The following is a 23,728-nucleotide window of genomic DNA, read 5'->3' as shown; positions in this document are numbered from 1 at the left end:
TGCATTTTGGAGGGGTTTTATGACTACACCTAGTATGGAAGATTATATTGAACAAATTTATATGCTGATAGAAGAAAAAGGATATGCAAGAGTATCTGATATTGCAGAAGCCCTCGCTGTCCATCCCTCCTCTGTAACAAAAATGGTTCAGAAGCTAGATAAAGATGAATACCTCATTTATGAGAAATATCGTGGTCTAATTTTAACCCCGAAAGGCAAAAAAATTGGAAAACGTCTCGTATACAGACATGAACTGCTAGAGCAATTTTTAAGAATCATTGGTGTAGATGAAGAGAAAATTTATGATGATGTAGAAGGTATTGAGCATCATCTCAGCTGGAACAGCATTGACCGCATCGGCGACCTCGTCCAATTCTTTGAAGAAAACGATGAGCGATCCGTTCAGCTGAAAGCGATTCAAAAGAAAAACGAACAAACAAATCAAGAATCTTAAGAAAAAGGACACCTGGCGAAGGGTGTCCTTTTAAATTGTTGACAAAGGGGTAAAATGTACTTTATTTTAGCTCTTTGTCTTCTTTTCAGCGTGAAAGAAAACCTTTGCAGTCTAGGAAGGACGAGTACTGGCGCGGAGCGAATTTGACATTCGTGAGCACCGGAGCGCAAGACTGACACCGAATGCGAGGGTTTGTCTACACGCTGAAAGGACACCTGGCGAAGGGTGTCCTTTTTGAATATAGTTCTAATGAAAGGCAAATGCTCCTACACTATTAATAGTGTGACAGAAAAGGGGGCTCCTTGATGAAGATAGATGGTGTGTTCTCAGGTGGAGGCATTAAGGGTGCAGCACTTGCAGGCGCCTATGAAGCGCTTGAAGCAAGAGGATTTCAATTTGTCCGTCTCGCTGGAACAAGTGCGGGAGCAATCATTGCTTCACTCATCGCAGCGGGTTTTTCGAGTCAGGAGATTCGGGAGCTGTTAGACGAAATGGATGAGCATCAATTGCTTGACCGAAGGTGTCAATTCATCCCGTTTAAAATGCTCAGGTGGGTGTCTATTTATTGGCGTCTTGGCCTTTACAAAGGTGACCGTCTAGAAAAATGGCTGACAGACGTGTTAAAACGAAAAGGCGTCACCGTATTCGGTGATCTGAAAAAAGATACGCTCAAAATCGTCGCTTCTGATTTAACAAATGGCAAAATCCTTGTCCTTCCAGATGACCTTCCTTCCTATGGGTTAAATCCAGAACGGTTTTCTGTCGCCAGAGCCATTCGGATGAGCTGCAGTTTGCCTTATTTTTTCGAACCTGTGAAACTAAGGTCTTCAAAAGGAATTTGTACCATCGTGGATGGCGGCGTGCTCAGCAACTTTCCGATTTGGCTTTTTGCTGAAGAGAAAAAAAGGCCGTTTGTCGGTGTCACATTAACGCCAAACGAAAAAGAACGCCCTCAACATTCCATCCGCAATGCGTTTGAACTGTTTGGCGCTCTATTTGAAACGATGCGTGGTGCTCATGACGAAAGACATATTGCCACAAAACACGAACGTCATATTATTTTTATCCCTGTAGAACACGTCATTGCCACTGATTTTCATCTCATGACAGAAAAGAAAAAGGCGCTCGTCGATCTAGGCAGACAGAAGGCCGAGCAATTTTTAAAGAGCTGGACATTTTAAAATAAGGCGCGATTTTTCTTTTTGTTTTTCTTGCCTTCAATGACTGTCAAATGTGTTTGGCTTTTCTTTTTGAGAAGGACGGGCTTAGACTTGTGGTCAGTCGGCACGCTTCGCAAATGAGTGACCCGGTTTTTCATCTGGCTTTTCGTTTTTGGTTTAGGCTGCTGGTAGCGACGTTTTGATTGTTTGACTGCTTTACGATAAAGATTTCCTTCTGTTCCAGTTCTTCGATTCATCAGCCATCTAAATAAGAAAAATAGAACCGCTCCAATGATCACAACTGATAGCAGCATCGTAAAGAGTCTGCCTGGATTCGTTGTGAGTAAATACACAAATCCCAAAACACCTAAAGCGAAAATAATGGTAAAAGCAGGATGTACTCGGCGATTCATAACTGTCCACCTCCGAAAGAATTTACCGGATTTATAAACTAGATCACTTGATGAGCAGAATCTGATGCTTGTTTCGCAGATGCTTCCTCTAAACGAAGAAGTTCATTAAAACTTGCAATGGCTACCTCGACTTGATCATCAGAGGGTTCTTTTGTTGTGAGCAATTGCAGCCAAAGGCCAGGATAGCCAAGCACTTTAAGCACTGGCACGTCACGGAGTTTGTTTGTGAGCTGAAGCACTTCAAATGAAATGCCCAGAACAACCGGAATAAGCGCCAAGCGATTCAGAACTCTCACCCATAAAGGATCTGTCGGTACGAGTAAATAGACGAACATGCCGACAATGACAGTGAATAAAATAAAGCTGCTGCCGCATCGATAATGCAGGCGAGATTGGCTTTGGACATTTTCCACTGTGATGTCAAGATTCTGTTCATAGCAGTTTATGACTTTATGTTCTGCCCCATGATATTGAAATACCCTTTTAATTAAAGGGGTCATGGAAATAAAGTAAATATAGCCTAATAACAGGATCAATTTAAAGAATGTTTCCACTGCAATTTGTGCGAAGTTTCCAGAAAACACCGGACGCACAAGTTCGGCTAAAAAGACAGGCACTAAAGTAAAGACAAATTTACTAAAAAGAAGAGAGAGAACTCCGATCACAGCAATGCCAAAGATCATTGATAATTTCGAGCTTTTTTGTTCCTTTTCAAGAGAATGATCTTCAGAAGGATCTAAGTCATAGCGCTCGCTGGAGAAGTTTAAGTGCTTACTGCCGTTTGCGCTTGCTTCAACAAGTGCAGCAACACCCCTGACAAAAGGGATTTTCTTAAGAAAGGCGGTTCGTTTATTGGAGGTCCGGGGAAGCTTTAAAAACTCAATCGACTCATCCTTACGCCGAATCGCTGTCACATAGTTCTTTTTACCTCCGAACATGACACCTTCCACAACTGCCTGCCCTCCATATGCTGGAGGTTTTGTTTGATTGGACATATTTCATCAACCTGCCTGTTTCCTGTAATTTACATGCATTTCCTTATACCTTTATTGTACAGGAAAAGAGGGGAAATCACTAGCTCACAGGTCGATTATCTACTAGAATTCTATCTACCTCTTTTTAGCCAGTATACCCTGTTATAAAAATTTTACACTCTCGCACGGAAATCCTTTTTTTTCATGACATTTTGGACATACTACTTGCTGGAGGTGTTCATATGAAACGTGATGAAAAGAAAAACCAAGAAGAAAAAAATCAATCAGTACAAACGTCTTCAATGGTGGCAAGGGCAGCAGCCACAGGTTTTGTCGGCGGAGTTTTTTGGGGCTTTATCGGATTTCTGACCCATATGTTTCATTTTTCAGAGGTGAGTCCAAATATGCTGTTGCAGCCATTTGTGCTTGGTGAATGGAAAAAAGGCGGACTTGGTACATTTATGAGTATTGTACTTTTAGGGATTTTATCTATTGGAGCAGCCTTTATTTATTATGGACTGCTCAAACGGATCAAAGGTTTTTGGATGGGACTGATTTATGGAGGGATTTTGTGGCTGCTTGTTTTTTATGTATTTAATCCTATATTCCCCGATGTGAAGCAAGTGCAAGATTTGCAGCAAAGCACCATTGTGACGACATTTTGCCTATATATTTTATATGGCATGTTTGTCGGATACAGTATTTCATTTGAATACAATGAATTAACGAGTCAGAAGCTTGCAAGGGCACTCGGGAAAAAGACAGAATAAAGTGTAAATCCACCTTTCATATGATAAAATTATTTTTGGAAACGAAAGGTTTCTAAGGAAAAAGAAACAGACATCGATATAGAGTGAATTAGGGTGAAGGAGTGGTCATATGCCTCATTTTCTAGTGCTGAATGGGCCCAACTTAAATAGGCTCGGCAAGAGAGAGCCAGGAGTTTATGGAAGTAAAACATTAACAGATTTAGAAACGGATTTGTTTCAGTTTGCAGAAAGAGCAAATATTCAATTGACGTTCTTTCAATCGAATCACGAAGGAGATTTGGTTGATGCGCTTCATGAAGCAGAAGATCAGTACGATGGCGTCGTGTTTAACCCGGGTGCTTTTACCCACTATAGCTATGCACTGAGAGATGCCATTGCAAGTATTACGTTACCTGTCATCGAAGTACATATCACAAATGTTCATAAGAGAGAGGAATTCCGCCATCATTCGGTTCTTGCTCCAGTATGCCAAGGTCAAATCGTTGGACTTGGTTTAGAAGGATATAAATTGGCGATTCGTTATTTAGTCAGTGAAGGGGGAGCAGTATCATGAAACTTGAAAAACTAAGAAAACTTTTAGCCGAATTAGACATAGATGGTTTAGTGATTACAAGCAGCTTTAATTTGCATTATATGACGAGTTTTACTGGATCAGCCGGTCTTGCCATCGTTTCAAAGGATCGAGCCGCCTTTATTACGGATTTCCGTTACACGGAGCAAGCCAAGGATCAAGTAAAGGGCTATGACATCATTGAACATAAAGGAAACATTGTGGAAACTGCTGTCCAAACGGCAAACGAATTTGGGGTGAAACGTCTTGGTTTTGAACAAAACCATATGACATTTGCCACCTACCAGCAGTACTCGGGGAAAGCAAGCGGTATCGAGCTTGTTCCAGTCTCGGAATCAGTTGAAAAGTTGCGCTTGATTAAGTCTAATGAAGAGATTAAGATATTAGAGGAAGCTGCGAAGATTGCAGATCATGCCTTTGATCATATTCTCACGTACATCAAGCCGGGCCTGACAGAAATTGCGGTCATGAACGAGCTTGAATTTTTCATGAGAAAAGAAGGGGCAGAAGGATCTTCATTCGATATGATTGTTGCCTCTGGCGTTCGTTCAAGCCTGCCACACGGGAGAGCGAGCGAAAAGGTGATTGAATCTGGCGACTTGGTGACACTGGATTTCGGTGCCTATTATAAAGGCTATTGTTCAGACATGACAAGAACCATTGCTGTAGGAACACCAAGCGACAAATTAAAGGAAATTTATCATATCGTATTAGAAGCAGAAAACGCTGGTGTGGATAAAATCAAGCCAGGCTTAACAGGAAAAGAAGCTGATCGCATCACACGAGACATCATTGAAAAGTATGGCTACGGTCAATACTTCGGGCATTCGACTGGACATGGGCTTGGTATGGAAGTACATGAAGCACCTGGCCTTTCCTCACGCTCAGATGTCGTGTTAGAAGAGGGAATGGTTGTGACAGTTGAACCAGGCATTTACTTGCCGGATGTCGGCGGCGTGAGAATTGAGGATGATATCGTCCTGACAGCTGACGGCAATAAACGATTGACCCACTCACCGAAAGAACTTATCATATTATGATGGTGAAATGTAGGAGGATGACAAAATGATTTCAGTAAACGATTTTCGTACAGGCCTGACAATTGAAGTGGACGGCGGTATTTGGCGTGTAGTGGATTTCCAACACGTAAAACCAGGAAAAGGCGCAGCGTTTGTCCGTTCGAAACTGCGTAACCTGCGTACAGGTGCGATTCAAGAGAAAACATTCCGTGCAGGTGAAAAAGTAGCGAAAGCTCAAATTGAAACAAAAACAATGCAGTATTTATATGCAAATGGCGATCAGCATGTATTCATGGATACAAGCTCATACGAACAACTTGAACTAAGCGAAGCGCAAATCAAAGATGAGCTGAAATATTTGCTTGAAAATATGTCTGTTCAAATCGTCATGTACGGTGATGAAACACTTGGAGTAGAACTTCCAAACACTGTAGAACTAGAAGTAGTAGAAACAGAGCCTGGTATTAAAGGTGATACGACATCAGGTGGATCAAAACCTGCAAAAACAGAAACTGGTTTAATCGTGAACGTTCCTTTCTTTGTGAACCAAGGTGATAAACTAGTGATCAATACATCTGACGGTTCATACGTTTCAAGAGCGTAATGAACGGAGAGAGACTGTAAACCTCGTGTTTACAGTCTCAGCGTGTAGGCAAACCCTCGCATTCTTTGTCAGTCCTGCGTGCTGGTGCTCACGAATGTCAAATTCGCTCCGCGCCAGTACTCGTTCTTCCTAGACTGCAAAGGTTTTCTATCACGCTGAAAAGAAGACAAAGGGATAAAATCAAGTTCATTTTATCCCTTTGTCAACTATCTGAGACTGTAAACTTCGTGTTTACAGTCTTTTTTTATTTGAAAAATAGGACGCCTCGTTATGACACCCCTTACTCTATTCTCTCATCCATCTCTCTTCCTTTTGAAAAACAAGACTACTTCTAGCTAGTGAAGCATATAGTGTAAAAAAAGCTGGAGGTTCTATATGAAACAATTTCTCCCGGGTATACACCCATCAGTCGCTGCCATGGCAGGGATGAGGTTTTTATCTGCCGCGATTGAACTGACGGCCGCCATCCTCATTTTAGTGACAAATGATGTGCGTAAAGCGGTTGTCATCAATAGTATATTAGCGATCATCGGGCCGCTCATTTTTATTATTACGATGACGATTGGAATCTACCAAATTGCAGGGCAGTTATCCTATGCGAAGCTTGTGTTTATTTTCATTGGTGTCGTATTTATTCTTGTTGGAATTTATAAGTGAAATGGCTTGGCATAATTAACGGCATGCATCATACATTTTAGAGAAGAAAAAAAGGAGGGGAATTCGTTGCGGAGTTTGTTGGATATTCTCCCGCACTCAATTGGACAAGAACTCAGCATGTTAAAAGAAGCAGAGTGGGCGCAAATAGAAGAAATCCGCATTCGCACCGATCGCCCAATTGAGCTGATGCAAGGAGGAAAACCCCGCTTTCTTTCCTATTATACAACAGGTGAAGATGCGGCTCAGCTATTAGGCAGGCTCAGTAATTACAGTATGTACACACTGGAGGAAGAGTTAAAACAGGGCTATATCACCATATCTGGCGGACATCGGGTTGGGCTTGCTGGAAAGGTCATCGTCGAAAATGGATTCGTCAAAGGCTTAAGAGATATTTCTTCATTTAATATTCGTATCGCAAAAGAGAAGATCGGAATTGCTCTGCCGTTTCTCCCTTATTTATATGAAAAACATTGGTGTAACACACTGATTATAGGTCCGCCGCAAACCGGGAAAACGACATTGCTGCGTGATCTAGCCCGTCTTGTCAGTACAGGAACAACAGCCATTTCTCCTAGAAAAACAGGGATTGTAGATGAACGCTCTGAAATCGCAGGTTGTATAAGAGGAGTGCCGCAGCATTCTTTTGGGCACCGGATTGATGTACTTGATGCGTGCCCAAAGGCTGAAGGGTTAATGATGATGATCAGATCCATGAGCCCAGAAGTCATCATTGTCGATGAAATCGGAAAAAGTGAAGATGTACAGGCACTGTTAGAAGCAATCCATGCTGGAGTCACCATTATCGTCTCAGCTCATGGGTATTCTCTTGAAGACTTATCTAAACGGCCATCATTTGAACCGTTATGGCAGCTTCGTGTGTTTGATCGATATGTGGAATTAAATAGAGAAAAAGGGCCTGGCACGATCGGACGGATATTTGACCAAGAGGGACAAGAGCTGAAGCGGAGGCGGGGAGTGGACGTATGTTAAAGCTTATTGGTGCTATTTTCATTGTTGCGGCTACGACATGGGGGGGATTCGAGTTTGCGAAGCGGTACAGTGATCGGCCAAAGCAAATCCGCCAGCTCCGGTTTGCACTCCAATCTCTTGAAGCTGAAATTATATATGGTCAAACACCTTTAGCTAGAGCTGCTGACCAAATTGCGTCCCAAGTAGGACCGCCTGTGAATCGGCTATTTGAACAATTTGCAGAAAAACTCAACGTCGGAACCTTTTCTGCGAGGCATGCATGGAATGAAAGTCTAGAGGATGTATGGAAAAAAACCGTATTAAAAAAAGGCGAATATGAGGCGCTGAAGCACTTTGGAGAAACCCTTGGTCAGCATGATGTGACGGCTCAGCAAAAATATATCAAGCTAGCTTTAGGTCATTTGGAATCAGAGGAAAAAGAAGCTGAAGTTGCCCAAGCGAAAAATGAAAAAATGGTGAGAAGTCTTGGTTTTCTAAGTGGGTTACTACTGATTCTGTTATTGATGTGAGAGGAAGGGAGTCGAGAGCATGGGCGTTGATGTAAACGTCATTTTCCAAATTGCGGGAGTGGGTATCGTCGTGGCTTTTCTTCATACGATTTTAGATCAAATGGGGAAAAAAGAGTACGCACAGTGGGTGACACTGCTTGGATTTATCTACATTTTATTTATGGTTGCTACCATTGTGGATGATTTGTTTAAGAAGATTAAAGCCGTATTTCTATTTCAAGGATAGGGGAGGGCTTACAAATCGAAATTATTCAAATTGTTGGACTTGGTTTAATCGCTACTTTTCTAGCATTAATCGTCAAAGAACAAAAGCCAACCTTCGCCTTTATGCTTGTTGTGTTTACTGGGTGTGTCATTTTCCTTTATTTAATCGATCAAATCTATGCCATTATCTCCATGATTGAAAAAATTGCAGCAAGTGCAGGCGTCAATATGAAATACGTGGAAACCATTTTGAAAATCATTGGCATTGCCTATATTGCAGAATTTGGTGCCCAGCTCACAAAGGATGCTGGACAAGGCGCCATCGCTTCAAAAATAGAGCTTGGCGGCAAGATTCTTATTTTGGTCATGGCGGTACCGATTTTAACGGTCATCATTGAGACGATCCTAGGTATGATCCCGTCCATGACTTGATGGAAAAGAGGTGATGATGATGAAACGGGTGACAGCTGTGCTGGGGTTTATGATGTTCTTTTGGATGATCGTTCCGTATGCAGGTGCAGAAGAAAGTGTGCCTTTATCAAGTGAAGAACCGGTCGCAGAAGAAGTTGCGGGTGGACAGGCTGATGCCTTGGAGCTTCATTCTATCAGTGACTTTTGGGAAACGATATTGGACGAGTATGGCGGCTTTCTGCCTGAAAGCCAAAAAGGTACAGTGAAGGAAATGATCGATGGCGATAAAGAGCTGTCTCCCCAAACGTGGCTGAAGGCTTTTGTTCATTATCTGTTTCATGAGCTGATTGCCAATGGAAAGCTCTTAGGCACACTTATATTACTCACCATCTTTTGTTCGCTTTTGCAGCTTTTGCAAAATGCGTTTGAGCAAAGCACTGTTAGTAAAGTTGCATACGCTCTTGTTTATATGGTGCTTATCATTATTGCATTAAACAGTTTTCATGTTGCGATCTCTTATGCAACAGAAGCCATTCAAACGATGACTAGTTTTATTCTTGCTCTTATTCCTCTTTTATTAGCACTTATTGCCTCATCAGGCGGGCTTGTCTCAGCCGGATTCTTTCATCCTGTGATTTTGTTTTTAATGAACACGAGCGGTGTTTTTATTCAATATGTCGTTCTTCCGCTCATCTTTTTATCAGCGATCTTGAGCATAGTCAGTACATTGACCGAACAATACAAAGTGACCCAGCTTGCCCAGCTGTTAAGAAATGTCGCCATTGGCGGGCTCGCTGTTTTTTTAACTGTATTCCTCGGCGTCATTTCTGTACAGGGGGCATCTGCTGCTATCACTGATGGAATCGCTCTTCGCACAGCCAAGTTTATTACCGGAAATTTCATCCCTGTCCTTGGCAGAATGTTTACTGATGCGACAGATACCGTTATCAGCGCCTCTGTGCTGCTGAAAAATACGGTTGGCCTTGTAGGCGTCGCCATTTTGATTTCAATTGCGGCTTTCCCAGCGATTAAAGTGCTGTCGCTCGCTCTCATTTATAAACTGGCCGCTGCGATTCTTCAGCCTTTAGGGGGCGGGCCGATTATTAGCTGCCTTGATGTCATTTCGAAAAGTGTTCTTTATATATTTGCTGCATTAGCTGTTGTATCGCTTATGTTCTTTTTAAGCATTACCGTTATCATCACAGCTGGCAACCTCACCATGATGATGAAGTAAGGAGGGGACACCATTTGAGTTTTCTCACAGAATGGATCACAAGTATTATCCTATTTATTTTATTTGCGATTGTGATTGATCTTTTGCTTCCCAATTCAAGCATGCAGAAGTATGCAAAAATGGTCGTCAGCTTATTGTTAATTGTCGTGATGCTCAATCCGATCTTTGCGTTATTCCGGGCAGATCCGGACCAAATTTTCTCAGAAATCATGAAAGGGAAGGACCAAGCGCAATCAGAAGAAATAAAAAATCAGATGAATTTAGAAAAAAAAGAAATACAAGCTTCACAGCGTGCATATATTTTAAAGCAAATGGCTGTCCAACTAGAAAAAAGCGCAAAGGAGCCACTGGAGAAGGAGAGCTATGAAATGAAACACGTAGAAGTGTTGGCAGATGAGGAGCACCTTGATCAGAATATGGAGGCAAATCAATTTCGCATCAAAGCAGTCCTTGTCCCGCTCACAGGTGATGCTGTAGAAACGGTGGCAAAGGTCGACATTGATCTCTCCAGGCAAAAGGAGGAAAGCGCCGAGACGTCAGCAAAAGAGATGGCGAGGGTGAAAGAGACGCTTGCAGATGTTTGGAATACACGGCCTGAACACATTGCGCTCAACATTGAGGGAGGTGACGCAGCAGATCATGAATAACAAGGACTGGAGACAAAAACTGAAATCAATGTTCCAAGCACCTGAAAAAGGTGAAGGGAAACCAAAATTAACGAAGCACCATTACTTACTGCTTGTCTTCATCATCGGCGTGTCATTCATGTTAGTCAGTCAAATTTTGTCACCGCCATCAAGCAAACAAGAGGCCGCTGTTCCTGCGTCTAAAAAAACATCCTCAGAAGAGCAGGCGGTGTTCAAACCATCCTCTTCAGGTAAGTCAAACAACTCGATAGAGGATGTTGAACAAGAATACGAAAATCAGCTGAAAGAGATTTTAGAAACGATCATTGGTGTTGAGGATGTATCCATCGTGGTAAATGTAGACGCAACTTCTTTAAAAGTGTTTGAAAAAAACAAATCCAATAAAAGCACTACGACCGAGGAAACAGACAAAGAAGGCGGCGTGCGAAGTGTCACGGATCAAACAAAAGAAGAAGAGGTTGTCATTATTAAAAATGGCAATGAAGAAACACCTGTTGTTGTCCAAACGAAAAAGCCAGACATTCGAGGTGTCCTCGTTGTTGCTCAAGGAGTAGACAACGTTCAAATAAAGAAAACCATCATTGAAGCGGTTACACGAGTGCTTGATGTACCGAGCCATAGAGTGGCTGTTGCCCCTAAAAAAATCAAGGAGGATTCGGAATGATGTTAAAAAAACAAACGGTTTGGCTATTAACGATGCTAAGTTTAGTTGTCGTATTAAGTGTGTACTATATCATGTCCCCACAAGGTGAGAATGCTGTGACAGTAGAAGATACAAAATCAAAAGGAATGGAAGAGAAAAAGGCTGAGCCAGAAAAAGGGACTGATAAAGGAACCGAAAAGAATGCAGAAGAGAAATCAACTGACAAAGAAACCAATGCGAAACAAGAAGATGTTGAAACAAGTGGAGAAGAAGGAAAGGCTGTTTCAGAGCAGACCGACGATGAACTTTTCACAACCTACAGACTTGAACTGGAAGATAAGCGCAGCAAGCAGCGTGAAGAGTATAACGAAATCGTGTCTAGCGATGATGCAACAGCGCAAGAAAAAAGTGAAGCTTATGATCAAATGACAGCGCTTAGTGAGGCCGAAGGAACAGAGCGTCAGCTGGAGACATTAATCAAAACAAAAGGGTATAAAGATGCGCTCGTCAGTGCAGAAGGAGATAAAGTGAACATCACGGTTCGTTCTGATAAAAAATCAAAGTCCCAAGCAGCAGATATTATTGATTTGGTCACAAAAGAAATGAGAGGGCTTGATAACGTAGCCGTCACTTTTGAGCCATCGAATCAATAAAAATGCACAAGCGCCCTTTTCTGAAAAGGGCGTTTTTTCATGCGGGTTGACGCCCTTTTTCAGGTGCTTGCGCGAGGTGTCTCATCACATTAATAGTTGAATTCAACGAAATCCTCCTGTAAGATGGTTATAGTATGTACTTTTAGTACTAGCCTATAAAAAAAGATAAATCCATACATAGGGGTGCAAATCCATGTTAAAAATTGAAGAGATTCATGAACTGATTAAATTAATTGACGAATCAACAATTGATGAATTTACGTACGAAAATGAAGGCGCAAAAATCAAGTTAAAGAAAAATAAAGAAGTCGTTCAGCAAGTTGCGGCACAAGCACCAGTGGCTCCTGTCCAAGCAGCTCCAGCTCAACAAGCTCCTAAAGCACAAGCTCCAGCTCAGACCGAAGCCCCTGCACAAGAGGAAACTGCGTCTGAAAACCTGCATAAAATCACATCCCCAATGGTTGGCACATTTTACGCTTCTTCTTCACCAGAAGCAGATCCATATGTGACAACAGGTTCTAAAGTGAAGGAAAACTCAGTTGTATGTATCGTTGAAGCGATGAAACTGTTTAATGAAATCGAAGCAGAAGTAAAAGGCGAAATCGTCGAAGTATTAGCTGAAAACGGTCAGCTTGTAGAATTCGGACAACCCCTCTTTCTAGTGAAAGCAGAGTAAGGAGTACGATCATGATTAAAAAGCTATTAATTGCAAACAGAGGAGAAATCGCAGTTAGAATCATCCGTGCTTGTAAAGAGCTTGGAATTGAAACAGTTGCGGTATTTTCTGAAGCGGATCGTGATGCGCTGCATGTTCAAATGGCTGATGAAGCATATTGCATCGGACCGACTGCTTCAAAAGATAGTTATTTAAATGTGACAAATATTGTCAGTGTGGCAAAACTAACAGGTACAGATGCCATCCATCCAGGATATGGTTTCCTTGCTGAAAATGCAGACTTTGCAGAGCTTTGCGAGGAATGTAATGTCATCTTTGTTGGACCAACTGCGTCAGCAATTTCCAAAATGGGAACGAAAGATGTGGCAAGAGAAACAATGAAGCAAGCTGGAGTTCCAATTGTCCCTGGTTCTCAAGGAATTGTAAAAGATCTTGATGATGCTGTTTCAACAGCAGCTAGTATTGGGTATCCTGTCATTATTAAAGCAACTGCAGGCGGCGGTGGTAAAGGTATCCGTGTGGCTCGCACAGAAGAAGAGCTCATTAACGGTGTCACCATCACGCAGCAGGAAGCAGCACAAAACTTCGGGAACCCAGGTGTCTATTTGGAGAAATTCATTGAAGACTTTAGACACGTTGAAATTCAAGTCCTTGCTGATCAGCATGGGAATACCATTCACTTAGGTGAACGTGATTGTTCTATCCAAAGAAGAATGCAAAAGCTTCTGGAAGAAACGCCATCACCTGCACTAAATGCAGATATTCGTGAGCAAATGGGTGAAGCTGCCGTAAAAGCAGCCGAAGCTGTTGAATACACAGGTGCCGGAACGGTTGAATTCATTTACGATTATAATGAAGAGAAGTTTTACTTCATGGAAATGAATACACGTATCCAAGTAGAGCATCCTGTAACGGAAATGGTCACTGGTGTTGATTTGATCAAAGAACAGATCAAAGTAGCTTCAGGTGAAAAGCTTTCCCTTACGCAAGAGGATGTCGTATACGAAGGCTGGGCGATTGAATGTCGTATTAACGCAGAGAACCCTGAGAAAAATTTCATGCCTTCTGCTGGTGAAATTAAAATGTACCTTCCGCCAGGCGGTTTAGGAGTACGTATTGATTCTGCCGCTTACCCTGGTTATGTGATTCCGCCATATTACGATAGTATGATTGCGAAAGTGATCACATATGGTAAAACGAGAGAAGAAGCAATTGCAAGAATGAAACGTGCGCTTCAAGAATTCGTCATTGAAGGAGTCTACACAACGATTCCATTCCACCTCAGATTACTAGAGCACGAAACATTTGTGAGCGGTAATTTTAATACGAAGTTTTTAGAAACGTATCAAATTATGAAATAATAACAGCTTTCGGAGGTGAATGATCGTGTCAGAAAACAATTTGCTTGAAATGAACCTTGATGAAGATCAATTGGGAAAAGTGCAAATTGCGCCAGAAGTGATTGAAGTCATTGCTGGGATCGCTGCATCAGAGGTCGAAGGAATTGCGGAAATGCGCGGCAACTTCGCTGCTGATGTGGCAGAACGCTTTGGGAAGAAAAATCACCGTAAAGGTGTGAAAGTAGATGTCTCTGATGAAGGCATCACAATTGATGTGTATTGTGTGGTTGAATTTGGCCTATCCATTCCAAAGGTATCCACTGCTGTTCAAGAAAATATCCGTCAAACCCTTTTAAACATGACGGCCTTAACGATTAATGAAATCAACATTCATGTCGTTGGCATTCAATTTGATACAAAAACAGCTGAAGCTGAAGTTGATCAAGAAATGTAAAAAGGGTTGAAGTGAAACCAAGGAGGCATTGCCTCTTTGGTTTTTTAAAGCCCATTTTTGGGAAAATTCCGCATGATGATTACGTCACGCATGGAGTGATTCGTTTTTCGTCACAGCTCGCATGGATCTTGGTGCGACTACGGTCAAAATATGTTATGATCTCTGTATGGCTTAACGACAAGCGGATAAAGTGGTTAAAGGAGTAAATAATGAAAAGAAGAACTGCAAGAGAAAAGGCGCTACAAACATTATTTCAAATTGATGTCAGCAATATTGATCCGAAAGAGGCCATTACACATGCGCTGGATGAACAAGAATCAGATCCTTTTTTCGAGGAACTGGTTTTCGGTGTGCTCGAACAAAAGGACAAGCTCGATGACATGATTTCACAGCATCTTGTGAATTGGAAACTTGATCGTATTGCGAACGTAGACAGAGCCATTTTAAGGCTGTCTGTGTACGAAATGGTATATCAAGAAGATATCCCGGTGAGTGTTTCAATGAATGAAGCCATTGAACTGGCTAAATTGTTCGGTGACGATAAGGCGCCGAAATTTGTAAATGGTGTACTTTCAAACATTAAAAACGACCTAAAGCAGCAATAGGAGGATTCGACATGACAGCAACAATCATCGATGGAAAAGAAACAGCAAAAGAAAAGCGTGAACAATTAGCAAAAGAAGTAGAAGAGCTAAAACAAAAAGGAGTCACACCTGGTCTTGCCGTTATTCTAATCGGTGATGATCCGGCTTCACTTTCTTACGTACGCGGGAAGAAAAAAGCAGCAGAAGCCATGGGCATGCATTTCCAGCTTGATCATTTAGATGCTTCTTTAACAGAAGAGGAATTGCTAAAGATGATTGATCAGTACAATGCGAATGATCAATTCCACGGAATTCTTGTTCAGCTTCCACTGCCAAAACATATTTCTGAAAAAGCCGTCATTGAACGAATTTCACCAGAGAAAGACGTAGATGGTTTTCATCCGCTGAATATCGGGAAAATGCTACTTGGGGAAGACACATTCCTCCCTTGCACACCAGCAGGTATTGTTGAATTATTGAACAAAACAGGTGTGGATCTCTCTGGCAAAGAAGTGGTCGTTGTAGGACGAAGCAATATCGTCGGCAAACCAGTTGGACAATTGCTACTAAACGAAAATGCAACCGTCACCTACTGTCATTCAAGAACGGCGAACATTTCAGAACATACGTTAAAAGCGGACATTTTAGTTGTTGCCGTCGGTCGAGCAAACTTTATTAAAGCTGACCAAATTAAAGAAGGCGCTATTGTCATCGATGTAGGAGTCAATCGTCTAGAAACAGGGAAACTTGTAGGGGACGTTGACTTTGAAGCAGCAAAAGAAAAAGCTTCTTACATCACACCAGTCCCTGGAGGAGTGGGTCCAATGACAATTACGATGCTTGCACACAATACGGTTAAATCAGCAAAACGTACATTATCATAAGCTTGATCCATTCATCCACCTGCGTGCTGCCGGTGGATGAATGTGCGTTTTTGAAGAGGAGGAATACGTCATGAGTGAAAAAGCCTTTGTGACGGTCACAGCCCTTACAAAATACATAAAAAGAAAATTTGATGTTGACCCTCATTTAGAAGATATTTGGATCAAAGGTGAGTTATCAAATGTGAAGATTCATTCAAGAGGTCATGTTTATTTCACCTTAAAGGACGAAAATGCACGTATGCAAGCTGTCATGTTCCAGCGCTCCGCGTCCAAGCTGCCTTTTTCACCAAAGAGCGGAATGAAAGTGTTCGTACGTGGCGGAATTCAAGTCTACGAACCGAGCGGAAGCTATCAATTATATGCAAAAGAAATGCAGCCTGATGGTGTTGGTGCTCTTCATCTTGCCTATGAAGAGCTGAAGAAGAAACTAGCAAGTGAAGGCTTATTTGATGAGCGCTATAAAAAAACAATTCCTGAATATCCAGAGGTTGTTGGTGTCATTACATCCCCAACAGGAGCAGCTGTTCGAGATGTCATTACCACGATCAATCGGCGCTATCAGCAGGCCAAGATCATTGTGCTTCCGGCATTAGTCCAAGGAGAAAATGCTCCGCGTTCGATTGTGGAACGGATTAAAGAAGCCAATGAAAAACAGCTTTGTGATGTCTTGATTGTCGGGAGAGGCGGAGGATCGATTGAAGAACTTTGGGCCTTTAATGAAGAAGCAGTCGCAAGAGCGATCTTCGCATCAGACATTCCAATCATTTCTGCAGTTGGGCACGAAACAGACTTTACCATTAGTGATTTCACTGCAGACATGAGAGCACCCACACCAACAGGAGCAGCAGAACTAGCTGTTCCAAGCACCGCTGATTTAATTGAACGAATCAAATCAATCGACATTCGGTTAACAAGAGCAGTAAAAAATCGAACGTCACAAGCAAAAGACCGTCTTGTGGCACTTCAATCCTCTTATGCTTTCCGATTTCCAAAACGATTACAAGAGCAAAAAGAGCAGCAATTCGATATGGTATTTGATCGTTTTCAAAAACAGCTGACAAGACAAATGGAACAAAAACGCAGTCAACTTGACCGCCAAACATATAGACTGAAGCCGCTTCATCCAAAAGAGCAGCTGCTTCAGGCGAAAAAACGTCACGCCAATGAAACAGAACAGCTCGTTCGGAGCATGAATGTGCAAATGAAAACAATTCATTCGCAGTTCCAATCGGTTCTTGGTAAACTAAATGCATTAAATCCGCTTCAAGTCATGGAAAGAGGCTATAGTTTAGCTTATAAAGAAGATGAGCTCATTAAAAGTGTGAATCAAGTAGAAACGAAGGATCAACTGACGATTACAATGAAGGATGGACGTCTGATTTGTGAGGTTATTGAGAAGGAGGGCAATCATCATGACAGAATCAAATAAACAAAAAGAAGAACAAATGACATTTGAAGAGGCCATGAAAGGACTTGAAGAGATTGTGGGAAAGCTCGAAGAAGGCGATGTACCGCTAGAACAAGCTATCCACTATTTCCAAGAGGGTATGACGCTCTCAAAACTTTGCCATGAAAAATTACAGCATGTTGAAAAGCAAATGGATTTCATTTTAAAAGAGGACGGTGAACTGGCTCCTTTTTCTGTGAAGGAGGCAGATGCTGGTGACAAGTAACTTAAACGAATTTTTAACAACACGAAAACAAGCAATTGAAGACTATTTATTTACATATGTGCAGGAATTGTCTATTCCAGAAGACCTGAAATCTTCTATGCTTTATTCTCTGAAAGCTGGCGGAAAAAGACTGCGTCCTGTGCTTGTTCTTGCTCTTTTAAATGCGTATGGGAAAAAGGAAGAAGACGGTATACCAGTAGGTTGTGCAGTGGAAATGATTCATACGTATTCCTTGATACACGATGATCTTCCTTGTATGGATGATGATGATCTGCGCCGAGGAAAGCCGACCAACCATAAAGTATACGGCGAGGCAACAGCCGTTCTTGCAGGTGATGCGCTGCTCACTGAAAGCTTCCGTCTGATTACATCGCAATTATCTGACGATGTACCTGCCGATCAAAAGCTTCGAATCATCGATGAACTTGTTACATCAGCAGGTGCACTCGGAATGGTTGGCGGACAATTTGATGATATGGAAGCAGAACAGAAACAAATCCCTCTTTCTGAATTAGAATCGATTCATGCCCGCAAAACAGGAAAGCTACTCACCTTTAGTGTGGTTGCTGGTGCGATACTGGCAGGTGCATCTGATGATGAGATCGAAAAGCTGAGAGAATTCAGCTATCATATTGGCATTGCTTTTCAAATCCGTGATGATATTTTAGATCTTGAAGGCAGCGAAGAGAAAATAGGAAAGCGGATCGGCTCCGATACAGCAAATGAAAAGTCGACATATCCTTCTTTATTAACGCTTTCAGGAGCAAAAGAAAAGCTGGATGAACATATCACTCGTGCGAAAGAAATTGTCTCAAATCTTGAGTTGGAGCAAAACTTGCTGCATGATTTATGCGATCTGATTGCCTCACGAGATCACTAAAAACAGCCTAAATTTGAGGGTCCTCGAGCAATTGTGGTAAACTGTAAACAGTTTATCATGATGAGACAACTCTTATTCCTGAATTGGTTTTCATAGGAATAAGGCATTATATATGTAGATAGAAATTTTGTTGAAAGCGAGTTGATCCTGATTGGATCTTTTATCAATAAAAAATCCAACGTTTCTAAAAGGAATGTCAAATGCAGAATTAGAGGAGCTGAGTGCGGACATTCGCACGTTTTTAATTGAGTCGTTAGCGAACTCTGGTGGGCACATTGGTCCAAACCTTGGTGTCGTTGAACTTACTGTTGCACTTCACAAAGTATTTGACAGCCCGAAAGACAAATTTCTTTGGGATGTTGGACATCAGTCTTACGTTCACAAGCTGTTAACTGGAAGAGGCGCCGAGTTTGATACACTTCGTCAATATAAAGGGCTCTGCGGTTTCCCTAAACGAAATGAAAGTGAACATGATGTTTGGGAGACTGGACACAGTTCAACCTCATTATCTGGTGCAATGGGAATGGCAGCAGCGCGTGACATTAAAGGAACAGATGAATACATTCTCCCGATTATCGGCGATGGTGCACTAACCGGCGGTATGGCGTTAGAAGCACTGAACCATATCGGGGATGAAAAAAAAGACATGATTGTGATCTTAAACGACAATGAAATGAGTATTGCGCCAAACGTTGGTGCGATCCATACAATGCTTGGCAGACTACGTACAGCTGGTAAATACCAATGGGTAAAGGACGAGCTTGAATACTTATTCAAGCGTATCCCAGCAGTAGGCGGGAAGCTTGCTGCAACAGCAGAACGTATCAAGGACAGTCTGAAATATTTGCTTGTCTCTGGTATGTTCTTTGAGGAAATGGGCTTTACTTACTTAGGACCAGTAGACGGACATTCCTATGAAGATTTGTTTGAGAATCTTGAATACGCAAAGAAAACAAAAGGCCCGGTTCTCCTTCATGTCATCACGAAAAAAGGAAAAGGCTATAAGCCGGCCGAATCTGATAAGATCGGCACATGGCACGGAACAGGACCATACAAAATCGACACAGGTGACTTTGTAAAACCGACAGCAGCTGCACCGTCATGGAGTGGTCTCGTCAGTGAAACCGTCAGAAAGCTGGCACGGGAAGATGAGCGGATTGTCGCAATTACACCTGCAATGCCCGTTGGCTCAAAGCTTGAAGGATTTGCAAAAGAATTCCCTGAGCGAATGTTTGATGTTGGAATTGCAGAGCAGCACGCTGCAACAATGGCAGCTGGACTTGCTACACAGGACATGAAGCCATTTTTAGCGATTTATTCAACGTTCCTTCAAAGAGCCTATGATCAAGTGCTGCATGATATTTGCCGTCAAAATCTCAATGTGTTCATTGGAATTGACCGTGCAGGTCTTGTCGGTGCAGATGGAGAAACACATCAAGGTGTGTTTGACATTGCTTTCATGCGTCATATGCCGAATATGGTTCTCATGATGCCAAAGGATGAAAATGAAGGACAGCATATGGTCAACACAGCCATTCAATATGATGATGGTCCAATCGCCATGCGCTTCCCGCGTGGAAATGGACTAGGCGTCAAAATGGATGAACAGCTGAAAACCATCCCAATTGGTTCTTGGGAAGTTCTTCGTCCCGGGAAAGATGCTGTCATTTTAACATTCGGTACAACCATTAAAATGGCGCTGCAGGCAGCAGAAGAACTGCAAAAAGAAGGGAAATCAATCCGTGTTGTCAATGCACGTTTCATTAAGCCTCTTGATGAAGGCATGTTAAATGAGATACTGTCTGAAGGTTTGCCAATTTTAACAATAGAAGAAGCGGTGCTTCAGGGTGGATTTGGCAGCAGCGTATTAGAATATATTCACGACAAAAAAGCGTCTCATATAAAAGTAGAACGTATGGGCATTCCAGATGAATTTATTGAGCATGGAAGTGTCGATGCGCTACTTGAGGAAATTGGACTGACGAAAATACAGGTTGCTGAAACGTTACGTGACCTGCTTCCCGCAGCACCAAGAAAAGGAATTGGATCATGACATCAAAGAAAGAACGACTTGACGTTTTATTAGTCGAACAAGGACTAATGGAAACGAGAGAGAAAGCAAAACGTGCCATTATGGCAGGGATCGTTTACTCAAATGAAAACCGTTTGGATAAGCCAGGAGAAAAAATCGCTCGTGATACCCCGCTGACTGTGAAGGGGAATCCGCTGAAATATGTCAGCCGAGGTGGGCTAAAGCTCGAAAAGGCACTTCAGGAATTTGATTTAACCGTTGAAGGAAAGCTTTTAATTGATATCGGCTCATCAACAGGGGGATTTACAGATTGCGCACTCCAAAATGGAGCAGTCAAATCCTATGCTGTGGATGTTGGTTACAATCAGCTTGCGTGGAAATTACGACAGGATGATCGGGTGATCGTCATGGAACGCACCAACTTCCGCCATTCTGTTCCGGCAGATTTCACCGAAGGATTACCAGAGGTTGCATCTATTGATGTATCATTTATCTCGCTCAAACTCATTCTTCCCGCATTAAAGCATATTCTTATCCCAGACGGCGACTGTATTGCGCTAGTGAAGCCGCAGTTTGAAGCGGGCAGAGAGCTTGTTGGAAAAAAAGGCATTGTGCGAGAACCTTCTGTACACCTTGGTGTGCTAGAAGAAATGAATCAATTTGCTGCAAAAGAAGGCTATGATGTAAAGGATGTTTCGTTTTCACCGATTACAGGCGGAGATGGAAATATCGAATTTCTCCTCCATTTGGTCCTGCATCCCGATCAAGAAGAGAATACGGCACTTCCAGTATCTGAACTTGAAAAAGTCGTCAAAGAAGCCCATGCCGTATTGAAAGAAAAGAAAAACAGTCCTGAGCCGGCTGACACATGAATTATTGAAACAAAAGGAATAATAGCTCGCTATTATTCCTTTTTACATGGTCAAAAGATCAGAATTGACCGTTTCTCACGTAATGCTTGTTTTTTGAAGTGTGCATCATATAACATAGAACGTAAAGACAAACTGAGATTCTAACGCCTAGGGGGGTCAAAATGAACAAAGGTCAAAGACATATTAAGATTAGAGAAATTATCGCAAGCCAAGAAATCGAAACACAAGACGAATTAGTCGATATTTTGAAAGCGGATGGATATAACATCACACAGGCGACCGTATCAAGAGATATCAAAGAACTGCATTTAGTCAAAGTGCCAACAAATAATGGAACATATAAATACAGCCTTCCTGCAGATCAGCGGTTTAACCCGCTATCGAAATTAAAGCGTTCCTTAATGGACGCATTTATTAAAATGGATGCTGCCAGTCATTTAATCGTTCTAAAAACAATGCCTGGGAACGCTCAAGCCATCGGTGCTTTAATGGATAATTTAGATTGGGAAGAAATTATGGGAACCATTTGTGGGGATGATACCATCTTAATCATTTGCCGCACGCCAGACGATACGGATACCGTTTCGTCCAAAATTTTAGAGCTTCTATAAAGAGATCAGGTTTACAAAAAGAGGTGTCAAATGAGTGTTAGCAGAACTAACCATTAAAAACTTTGCAATCATTGAGGAGTTAACGGTTTCGTTTGAAAAAGGACTCACAGTTCTAACAGGGGAAACAGGTGCCGGAAAATCAATCATGATTGACGCTGTCTCACTTCTCGTAGGGGGAAGAGGATCATCCGAATTTGTCCGTTATGGCGAAAAAAAAGCAGAGCTGGAAGGTCTTTTTCTTGTACCAGCAGATCATCCTGTATTTGCCCTTTGCGAGGAGCAAGGAATTGATGCATCTGATGAAATGATGATTCTTCGCCGTGATATCAATCAAAGCGGGAAAAGCATTTGCCGCATTAATGGTAAGCTTGTCACCATCTCGCTTTTAAGAGAAGTTGGCCGGCTTTTGCTTGATATACATGGACAGCACGATAATCAGCTGTTAATGGAGGATGAAAATCATTTGCATTTGCTTGATCAATTTGGAGCAGAAGAAATTGCACCTGCTCTCTCGCAGTATCAAGAAGCGTATGATCAATATATGAAGACGGCGCAAAAACTCAAACAGCTGTCTGAAAATGAACAAGAAATGGTTCACCGGTTAGACTTATTGCAATTTCAGCTGGAAGAGATTGAAGCGGCACAATTAGAGCCTGGGGAAGATGAGAAGCTTCAAGAGGAACGTCATCAAATCAGCAATTTTGAAAAAATCTTTTCCTCGCTTCAAAACGCATATAATGCTCTGCGTAATGAGCAGGGAGGACTTGATTGGGTTGGAATGGCTTCAAGCGAGCTTGAGCAAGTTTCTGAGATCAACGACGATCTGAAAAAGCTCTCTGAGCAAGTGTCAAACTCCTATTATTTATTAGAAGATTCTACTTTTCAAATGCGCAGCATGCTTGATCAATTAGAATTTGACCCAGCCCGTCTTGATTTTATTGAGTCTAGGCTAAATGAGATGAAGCAGCTGAAGCGAAAGTACGGCACAACCATTGAGGAAATTTTAGAATATGCGGCTAAGATTGAAGAGGAGATAGACCAAATCCAAAATCGAGACAGCCATTTGCAGACACTTAAAAACAAACTTGATGCGATAAGCCGGGATGCATTGCTTGAAGCGCTTAACGTGTCAGAGCTCCGTAAAAAATGGGCGAAAAAACTGGCGAAGCACATTCAAGCTGAATTGAAGGATTTATATATGGAGAAGTCTTCTTTTGATACCGCTTTTACGATTCGATATGCACCTTTTGGCAGTACGGACTGCCCGCTTTTAGATGGAAAACCCGTACAGCTCGGGAAAAATGGCATAGATCAAGCGCAATTTGTCATTTCTACAAATCCGGGTGAACCGATGAAATCTTTGTCAAAAGTAGCATCTGGAGGAGAAATTTCACGTGTCATGCTGGCAGTGAAAAGTATTTTCTCAGCGAAACAAGAAGTGACGTCCATTATATTTGATGAAGTGGATACGGGCGTTAGCGGCAGAGTCGCACAGGCCATTGCTGAAAAAATTTATAAAGTGGCAGCATGCTCACAAGTACTCTGTATTACCCATCTGCCGCAAGTCGCAGCAATGGCTGATACACATCTTTTTATTTCTAAACGCGCTAAAGCTGGTAGAACAATGACGAACGTCAAACCACTTAGTGATGATGAAAAAGTGAGTGAAATTGGCCGAATGATTGCTGGTGTAGAAGTCACTGAGCTCACAAAACAGCATGCAAAAGAATTACTGCACCAAGCAAATGATGTCAAAACGACAGGGTAGCTGAAACAACAGCTGCCTTTTTTATATTGTCTCATATTCGC

Annotated in this window: 29 protein-coding genes; 27 read left to right on the top strand and 2 right to left on the bottom strand. The window is 42.0% G+C overall.

The features are described from left to right. The first annotated feature begins 19 nt into the window (after nt 1–19). Together mntR and NSQ64_RS13005 are read left to right on the top strand one after the other, a co-directional pair. The gene (gene mntR / locus NSQ64_RS13010; protein ID WP_003215946.1) at nt 20–454 is read left to right on the top strand and encodes a transcriptional regulator MntR; all 435 of its coding nucleotides are present in this window, start codon (nt 20–22) and stop codon (nt 452–454) included. Between the two features lie 305 nt (nt 455–759). Further along, nucleotides 760–1,635 (top strand): patatin-like phospholipase family protein, encoded by an 876-nt coding sequence (locus NSQ64_RS13005; protein WP_341016858.1) that lies wholly within the window; start codon nt 760–762, stop codon nt 1,633–1,635. On the opposite strand, the gene NSQ64_RS13000 is transcribed toward NSQ64_RS13005, so the two are convergent. Further along, a complete protein-coding gene (locus tag NSQ64_RS13000; RefSeq protein ID WP_024422959.1) occupies nt 1,632–2,027 on the bottom strand; it encodes an SA1362 family protein in 396 nt (131 codons plus the stop codon). The two genes, NSQ64_RS13005 and NSQ64_RS13000, sit on opposite strands and share 4 nt — an antisense overlap. Nucleotides 2,028–2,065: 38 nt before the next feature. Then, entirely contained in the window at nt 2,066–3,022 is a 957-nt protein-coding gene (locus NSQ64_RS12995) for a DUF1385 domain-containing protein (protein ID WP_039165998.1), read from the bottom strand. A gap of 221 nt (nt 3,023–3,243) precedes the next feature. On the opposite strand from NSQ64_RS12995, the gene NSQ64_RS12990 reads away from it, so the two are divergent. The 25 genes from NSQ64_RS12990 (at nt 3,244) to recN (ending at nt 23,687) form a co-directional block, all read left to right on the top strand. Continuing rightward, nucleotides 3,244–3,771: a YqhR family membrane protein gene (locus NSQ64_RS12990; protein WP_017367582.1), complete on the top strand. Its 528-nt coding sequence runs from the start codon at nt 3,244–3,246 to the stop codon at nt 3,769–3,771. Nucleotides 3,772–3,880: 109 nt separating this feature from the next. Further along, nucleotides 3,881–4,324: a type II 3-dehydroquinate dehydratase gene (gene aroQ, locus NSQ64_RS12985; protein ID WP_007501195.1), complete on the top strand. Its 444-nt coding sequence runs from the start codon at nt 3,881–3,883 to the stop codon at nt 4,322–4,324. Further along, entirely contained in the window at nt 4,321–5,382 is a 1,062-nt protein-coding gene (locus NSQ64_RS12980) for a M24 family metallopeptidase (RefSeq protein ID WP_007501193.1), read from the top strand. The genes aroQ and NSQ64_RS12980 overlap by 4 nt, the downstream gene beginning before the upstream one ends. A gap of 25 nt (nt 5,383–5,407) precedes the next feature. Then, complete coding sequence (efp, locus tag NSQ64_RS12975) at nt 5,408–5,965, top strand: elongation factor P (protein ID WP_007501192.1); 558 nt, start codon at nt 5,408–5,410, stop codon at nt 5,963–5,965. Between the two features lie 375 nt (nt 5,966–6,340). Next, nucleotides 6,341–6,622, top strand: coding sequence for a YqhV family protein (locus NSQ64_RS12970; RefSeq protein ID WP_017367580.1), 282 nt, complete (start codon nt 6,341–6,343; stop codon nt 6,620–6,622). 66 nt (nt 6,623–6,688) lie between these two features. Continuing rightward, complete coding sequence (gene spoIIIAA / locus NSQ64_RS12965; protein WP_024718857.1) at nt 6,689–7,612, top strand: stage III sporulation protein AA; 924 nt, start codon at nt 6,689–6,691, stop codon at nt 7,610–7,612. Next, on the top strand, nt 7,606–8,121 hold the full coding sequence (gene spoIIIAB, locus NSQ64_RS12960; RefSeq protein WP_327878430.1) for a stage III sporulation protein SpoIIIAB: 516 nt from the start codon (nt 7,606–7,608) through the stop codon (nt 8,119–8,121). Before spoIIIAA ends, spoIIIAB begins: the two co-directional genes overlap by 7 nt. Nucleotides 8,122–8,140: 19 nt before the next feature. Next, nucleotides 8,141–8,347 (top strand): stage III sporulation protein AC, encoded by a 207-nt coding sequence (gene spoIIIAC, locus NSQ64_RS12955; protein ID WP_003153142.1) that lies wholly within the window; start codon nt 8,141–8,143, stop codon nt 8,345–8,347. Continuing rightward, the gene (spoIIIAD, locus tag NSQ64_RS12950; RefSeq protein WP_087978339.1) at nt 8,344–8,757 is read left to right on the top strand and encodes a stage III sporulation protein AD; all 414 of its coding nucleotides are present in this window, start codon (nt 8,344–8,346) and stop codon (nt 8,755–8,757) included. Before spoIIIAC ends, spoIIIAD begins: the two co-directional genes overlap by 4 nt. A 19-nt stretch (nt 8,758–8,776) precedes the next feature. Further along, nucleotides 8,777–9,970: a stage III sporulation protein AE gene (gene spoIIIAE, locus NSQ64_RS12945; RefSeq protein ID WP_017357967.1), complete on the top strand. Its 1,194-nt coding sequence runs from the start codon at nt 8,777–8,779 to the stop codon at nt 9,968–9,970. A 14-nt stretch (nt 9,971–9,984) separates the two neighbouring features. After that, nucleotides 9,985–10,617, top strand: a complete 633-nt coding sequence (gene spoIIIAF, locus NSQ64_RS12940) for a stage III sporulation protein AF (RefSeq protein WP_160757531.1) — start codon at nt 9,985–9,987, stop codon at nt 10,615–10,617. A 28-nt stretch (nt 10,618–10,645) separates the two neighbouring features. Beyond that, entirely contained in the window at nt 10,646–11,281 is a 636-nt protein-coding gene (gene spoIIIAG, locus NSQ64_RS12935; protein WP_370529232.1) for a stage III sporulation protein AG, read from the top strand. Further along, on the top strand, nt 11,281–11,913 hold the full coding sequence (locus tag NSQ64_RS12930) for a SpoIIIAH-like family protein (RefSeq protein WP_024718861.1): 633 nt from the start codon (nt 11,281–11,283) through the stop codon (nt 11,911–11,913). The genes spoIIIAG and NSQ64_RS12930 overlap by 1 nt, the downstream gene beginning before the upstream one ends. Before the next feature lie 193 nt (nt 11,914–12,106). After that, complete coding sequence (accB, locus tag NSQ64_RS12925; RefSeq protein ID WP_041506969.1) at nt 12,107–12,589, top strand: acetyl-CoA carboxylase biotin carboxyl carrier protein; 483 nt, start codon at nt 12,107–12,109, stop codon at nt 12,587–12,589. Between the two features lie 11 nt (nt 12,590–12,600). Continuing rightward, nucleotides 12,601–13,950 carry an acetyl-CoA carboxylase biotin carboxylase subunit gene (accC, locus tag NSQ64_RS12920; RefSeq protein WP_024718863.1) on the top strand — a complete coding sequence of 450 codons (1,350 nt, stop codon included), beginning with the start codon at nt 12,601–12,603 and terminating at the stop codon, nt 13,948–13,950. Nucleotides 13,951–13,975: 25 nt separating this feature from the next. Further along, nucleotides 13,976–14,383, top strand: coding sequence for an Asp23/Gls24 family envelope stress response protein (locus NSQ64_RS12915; RefSeq protein WP_017357965.1), 408 nt, complete (start codon nt 13,976–13,978; stop codon nt 14,381–14,383). 209 nt (nt 14,384–14,592) lie between these two features. Continuing rightward, nucleotides 14,593–14,988 (top strand): transcription antitermination factor NusB, encoded by a 396-nt coding sequence (nusB, locus tag NSQ64_RS12910; protein ID WP_012010530.1) that lies wholly within the window; start codon nt 14,593–14,595, stop codon nt 14,986–14,988. A gap of 11 nt (nt 14,989–14,999) precedes the next feature. Beyond that, the gene (gene folD / locus NSQ64_RS12905; protein WP_007501171.1) at nt 15,000–15,851 is read left to right on the top strand and encodes a bifunctional methylenetetrahydrofolate dehydrogenase/methenyltetrahydrofolate cyclohydrolase FolD; all 852 of its coding nucleotides are present in this window, start codon (nt 15,000–15,002) and stop codon (nt 15,849–15,851) included. 70 nt (nt 15,852–15,921) lie between these two features. Further along, nucleotides 15,922–17,280 carry an exodeoxyribonuclease VII large subunit gene (xseA, locus tag NSQ64_RS12900; RefSeq protein WP_024718864.1) on the top strand — a complete coding sequence of 453 codons (1,359 nt, stop codon included), beginning with the start codon at nt 15,922–15,924 and terminating at the stop codon, nt 17,278–17,280. After that, nucleotides 17,264–17,524, top strand: coding sequence for an exodeoxyribonuclease VII small subunit (locus tag NSQ64_RS12895; RefSeq protein ID WP_003215880.1), 261 nt, complete (start codon nt 17,264–17,266; stop codon nt 17,522–17,524). Before xseA ends, NSQ64_RS12895 begins: the two co-directional genes overlap by 17 nt. Then, entirely contained in the window at nt 17,508–18,404 is an 897-nt protein-coding gene (locus tag NSQ64_RS12890; RefSeq protein ID WP_412676380.1) for a polyprenyl synthetase family protein, read from the top strand. The genes NSQ64_RS12895 and NSQ64_RS12890 overlap by 17 nt, the downstream gene beginning before the upstream one ends. A gap of 151 nt (nt 18,405–18,555) precedes the next feature. Further along, nucleotides 18,556–20,457: a 1-deoxy-D-xylulose-5-phosphate synthase gene (gene dxs, locus NSQ64_RS12885; RefSeq protein ID WP_341016848.1), complete on the top strand. Its 1,902-nt coding sequence runs from the start codon at nt 18,556–18,558 to the stop codon at nt 20,455–20,457. Beyond that, nucleotides 20,454–21,308: a TlyA family RNA methyltransferase gene (locus NSQ64_RS12880; RefSeq protein ID WP_341016845.1), complete on the top strand. Its 855-nt coding sequence runs from the start codon at nt 20,454–20,456 to the stop codon at nt 21,306–21,308. The genes dxs and NSQ64_RS12880 overlap by 4 nt, the downstream gene beginning before the upstream one ends. A gap of 161 nt (nt 21,309–21,469) precedes the next feature. Beyond that, nucleotides 21,470–21,919 (top strand): transcriptional regulator AhrC/ArgR, encoded by a 450-nt coding sequence (gene ahrC / locus NSQ64_RS12875; protein WP_007501163.1) that lies wholly within the window; start codon nt 21,470–21,472, stop codon nt 21,917–21,919. Nucleotides 21,920–21,953: 34 nt separating this feature from the next. Next, complete coding sequence (gene recN, locus NSQ64_RS12870; protein ID WP_341016839.1) at nt 21,954–23,687, top strand: DNA repair protein RecN; 1,734 nt, start codon at nt 21,954–21,956, stop codon at nt 23,685–23,687. Nucleotides 23,688–23,728 lie beyond the last annotated feature (41 nt).

The sequence above is a fragment of the Bacillus sp. FSL W8-0183 genome (genome assembly GCF_038006825.1).
Taxonomy (GTDB): domain Bacteria; phylum Bacillota; class Bacilli; order Bacillales; family Bacillaceae; genus Bacillus; species Bacillus altitudinis.
The sequence above is the reverse complement of the archived record's forward strand: the minus strand, read 5'-3'. Positions and strand labels throughout refer to the sequence as shown.

Coding starts and splice junctions, on each gene's coding strand:
- mntR (WP_003215946.1), top strand. CDS start 20: ATGACTACACCTAGTATGGAAGATTATATTGAACAAATTTATATGCTG.
- NSQ64_RS13005 (WP_341016858.1), top strand. CDS start 760: ATGAAGATAGATGGTGTGTTCTCAGGTGGAGGCATTAAGGGTGCAGCA.
- NSQ64_RS13000 (WP_024422959.1), bottom strand. CDS start 2,027: ATGAATCGCCGAGTACATCCTGCTTTTACCATTATTTTCGCTTTAGGT.
- NSQ64_RS12995 (WP_039165998.1), bottom strand. CDS start 3,022: ATGTCCAATCAAACAAAACCTCCAGCATATGGAGGGCAGGCAGTTGTG.
- NSQ64_RS12990 (WP_017367582.1), top strand. CDS start 3,244: ATGAAACGTGATGAAAAGAAAAACCAAGAAGAAAAAAATCAATCAGTA.
- aroQ (WP_007501195.1), top strand. CDS start 3,881: ATGCCTCATTTTCTAGTGCTGAATGGGCCCAACTTAAATAGGCTCGGC.
- NSQ64_RS12980 (WP_007501193.1), top strand. CDS start 4,321: ATGAAACTTGAAAAACTAAGAAAACTTTTAGCCGAATTAGACATAGAT.
- efp (WP_007501192.1), top strand. CDS start 5,408: ATGATTTCAGTAAACGATTTTCGTACAGGCCTGACAATTGAAGTGGAC.
- NSQ64_RS12970 (WP_017367580.1), top strand. CDS start 6,341: ATGAAACAATTTCTCCCGGGTATACACCCATCAGTCGCTGCCATGGCA.
- spoIIIAB (WP_327878430.1), top strand. CDS start 7,606: ATGTTAAAGCTTATTGGTGCTATTTTCATTGTTGCGGCTACGACATGG.
- spoIIIAC (WP_003153142.1), top strand. CDS start 8,141: ATGGGCGTTGATGTAAACGTCATTTTCCAAATTGCGGGAGTGGGTATC.
- spoIIIAE (WP_017357967.1), top strand. CDS start 8,777: ATGAAACGGGTGACAGCTGTGCTGGGGTTTATGATGTTCTTTTGGATG.
- spoIIIAG (WP_370529232.1), top strand. CDS start 10,646: ATGTTCCAAGCACCTGAAAAAGGTGAAGGGAAACCAAAATTAACGAAG.
- NSQ64_RS12930 (WP_024718861.1), top strand. CDS start 11,281: ATGTTAAAAAAACAAACGGTTTGGCTATTAACGATGCTAAGTTTAGTT.
- accB (WP_041506969.1), top strand. CDS start 12,107: ATGTTAAAAATTGAAGAGATTCATGAACTGATTAAATTAATTGACGAA.
- accC (WP_024718863.1), top strand. CDS start 12,601: ATGATTAAAAAGCTATTAATTGCAAACAGAGGAGAAATCGCAGTTAGA.
- nusB (WP_012010530.1), top strand. CDS start 14,593: ATGAAAAGAAGAACTGCAAGAGAAAAGGCGCTACAAACATTATTTCAA.
- folD (WP_007501171.1), top strand. CDS start 15,000: ATGACAGCAACAATCATCGATGGAAAAGAAACAGCAAAAGAAAAGCGT.
- xseA (WP_024718864.1), top strand. CDS start 15,922: ATGAGTGAAAAAGCCTTTGTGACGGTCACAGCCCTTACAAAATACATA.
- NSQ64_RS12895 (WP_003215880.1), top strand. CDS start 17,264: ATGACAGAATCAAATAAACAAAAAGAAGAACAAATGACATTTGAAGAG.
- NSQ64_RS12890 (WP_412676380.1), top strand. CDS start 17,508: ATGCTGGTGACAAGTAACTTAAACGAATTTTTAACAACACGAAAACAA.
- NSQ64_RS12880 (WP_341016845.1), top strand. CDS start 20,454: ATGACATCAAAGAAAGAACGACTTGACGTTTTATTAGTCGAACAAGGA.
- ahrC (WP_007501163.1), top strand. CDS start 21,470: ATGAACAAAGGTCAAAGACATATTAAGATTAGAGAAATTATCGCAAGC.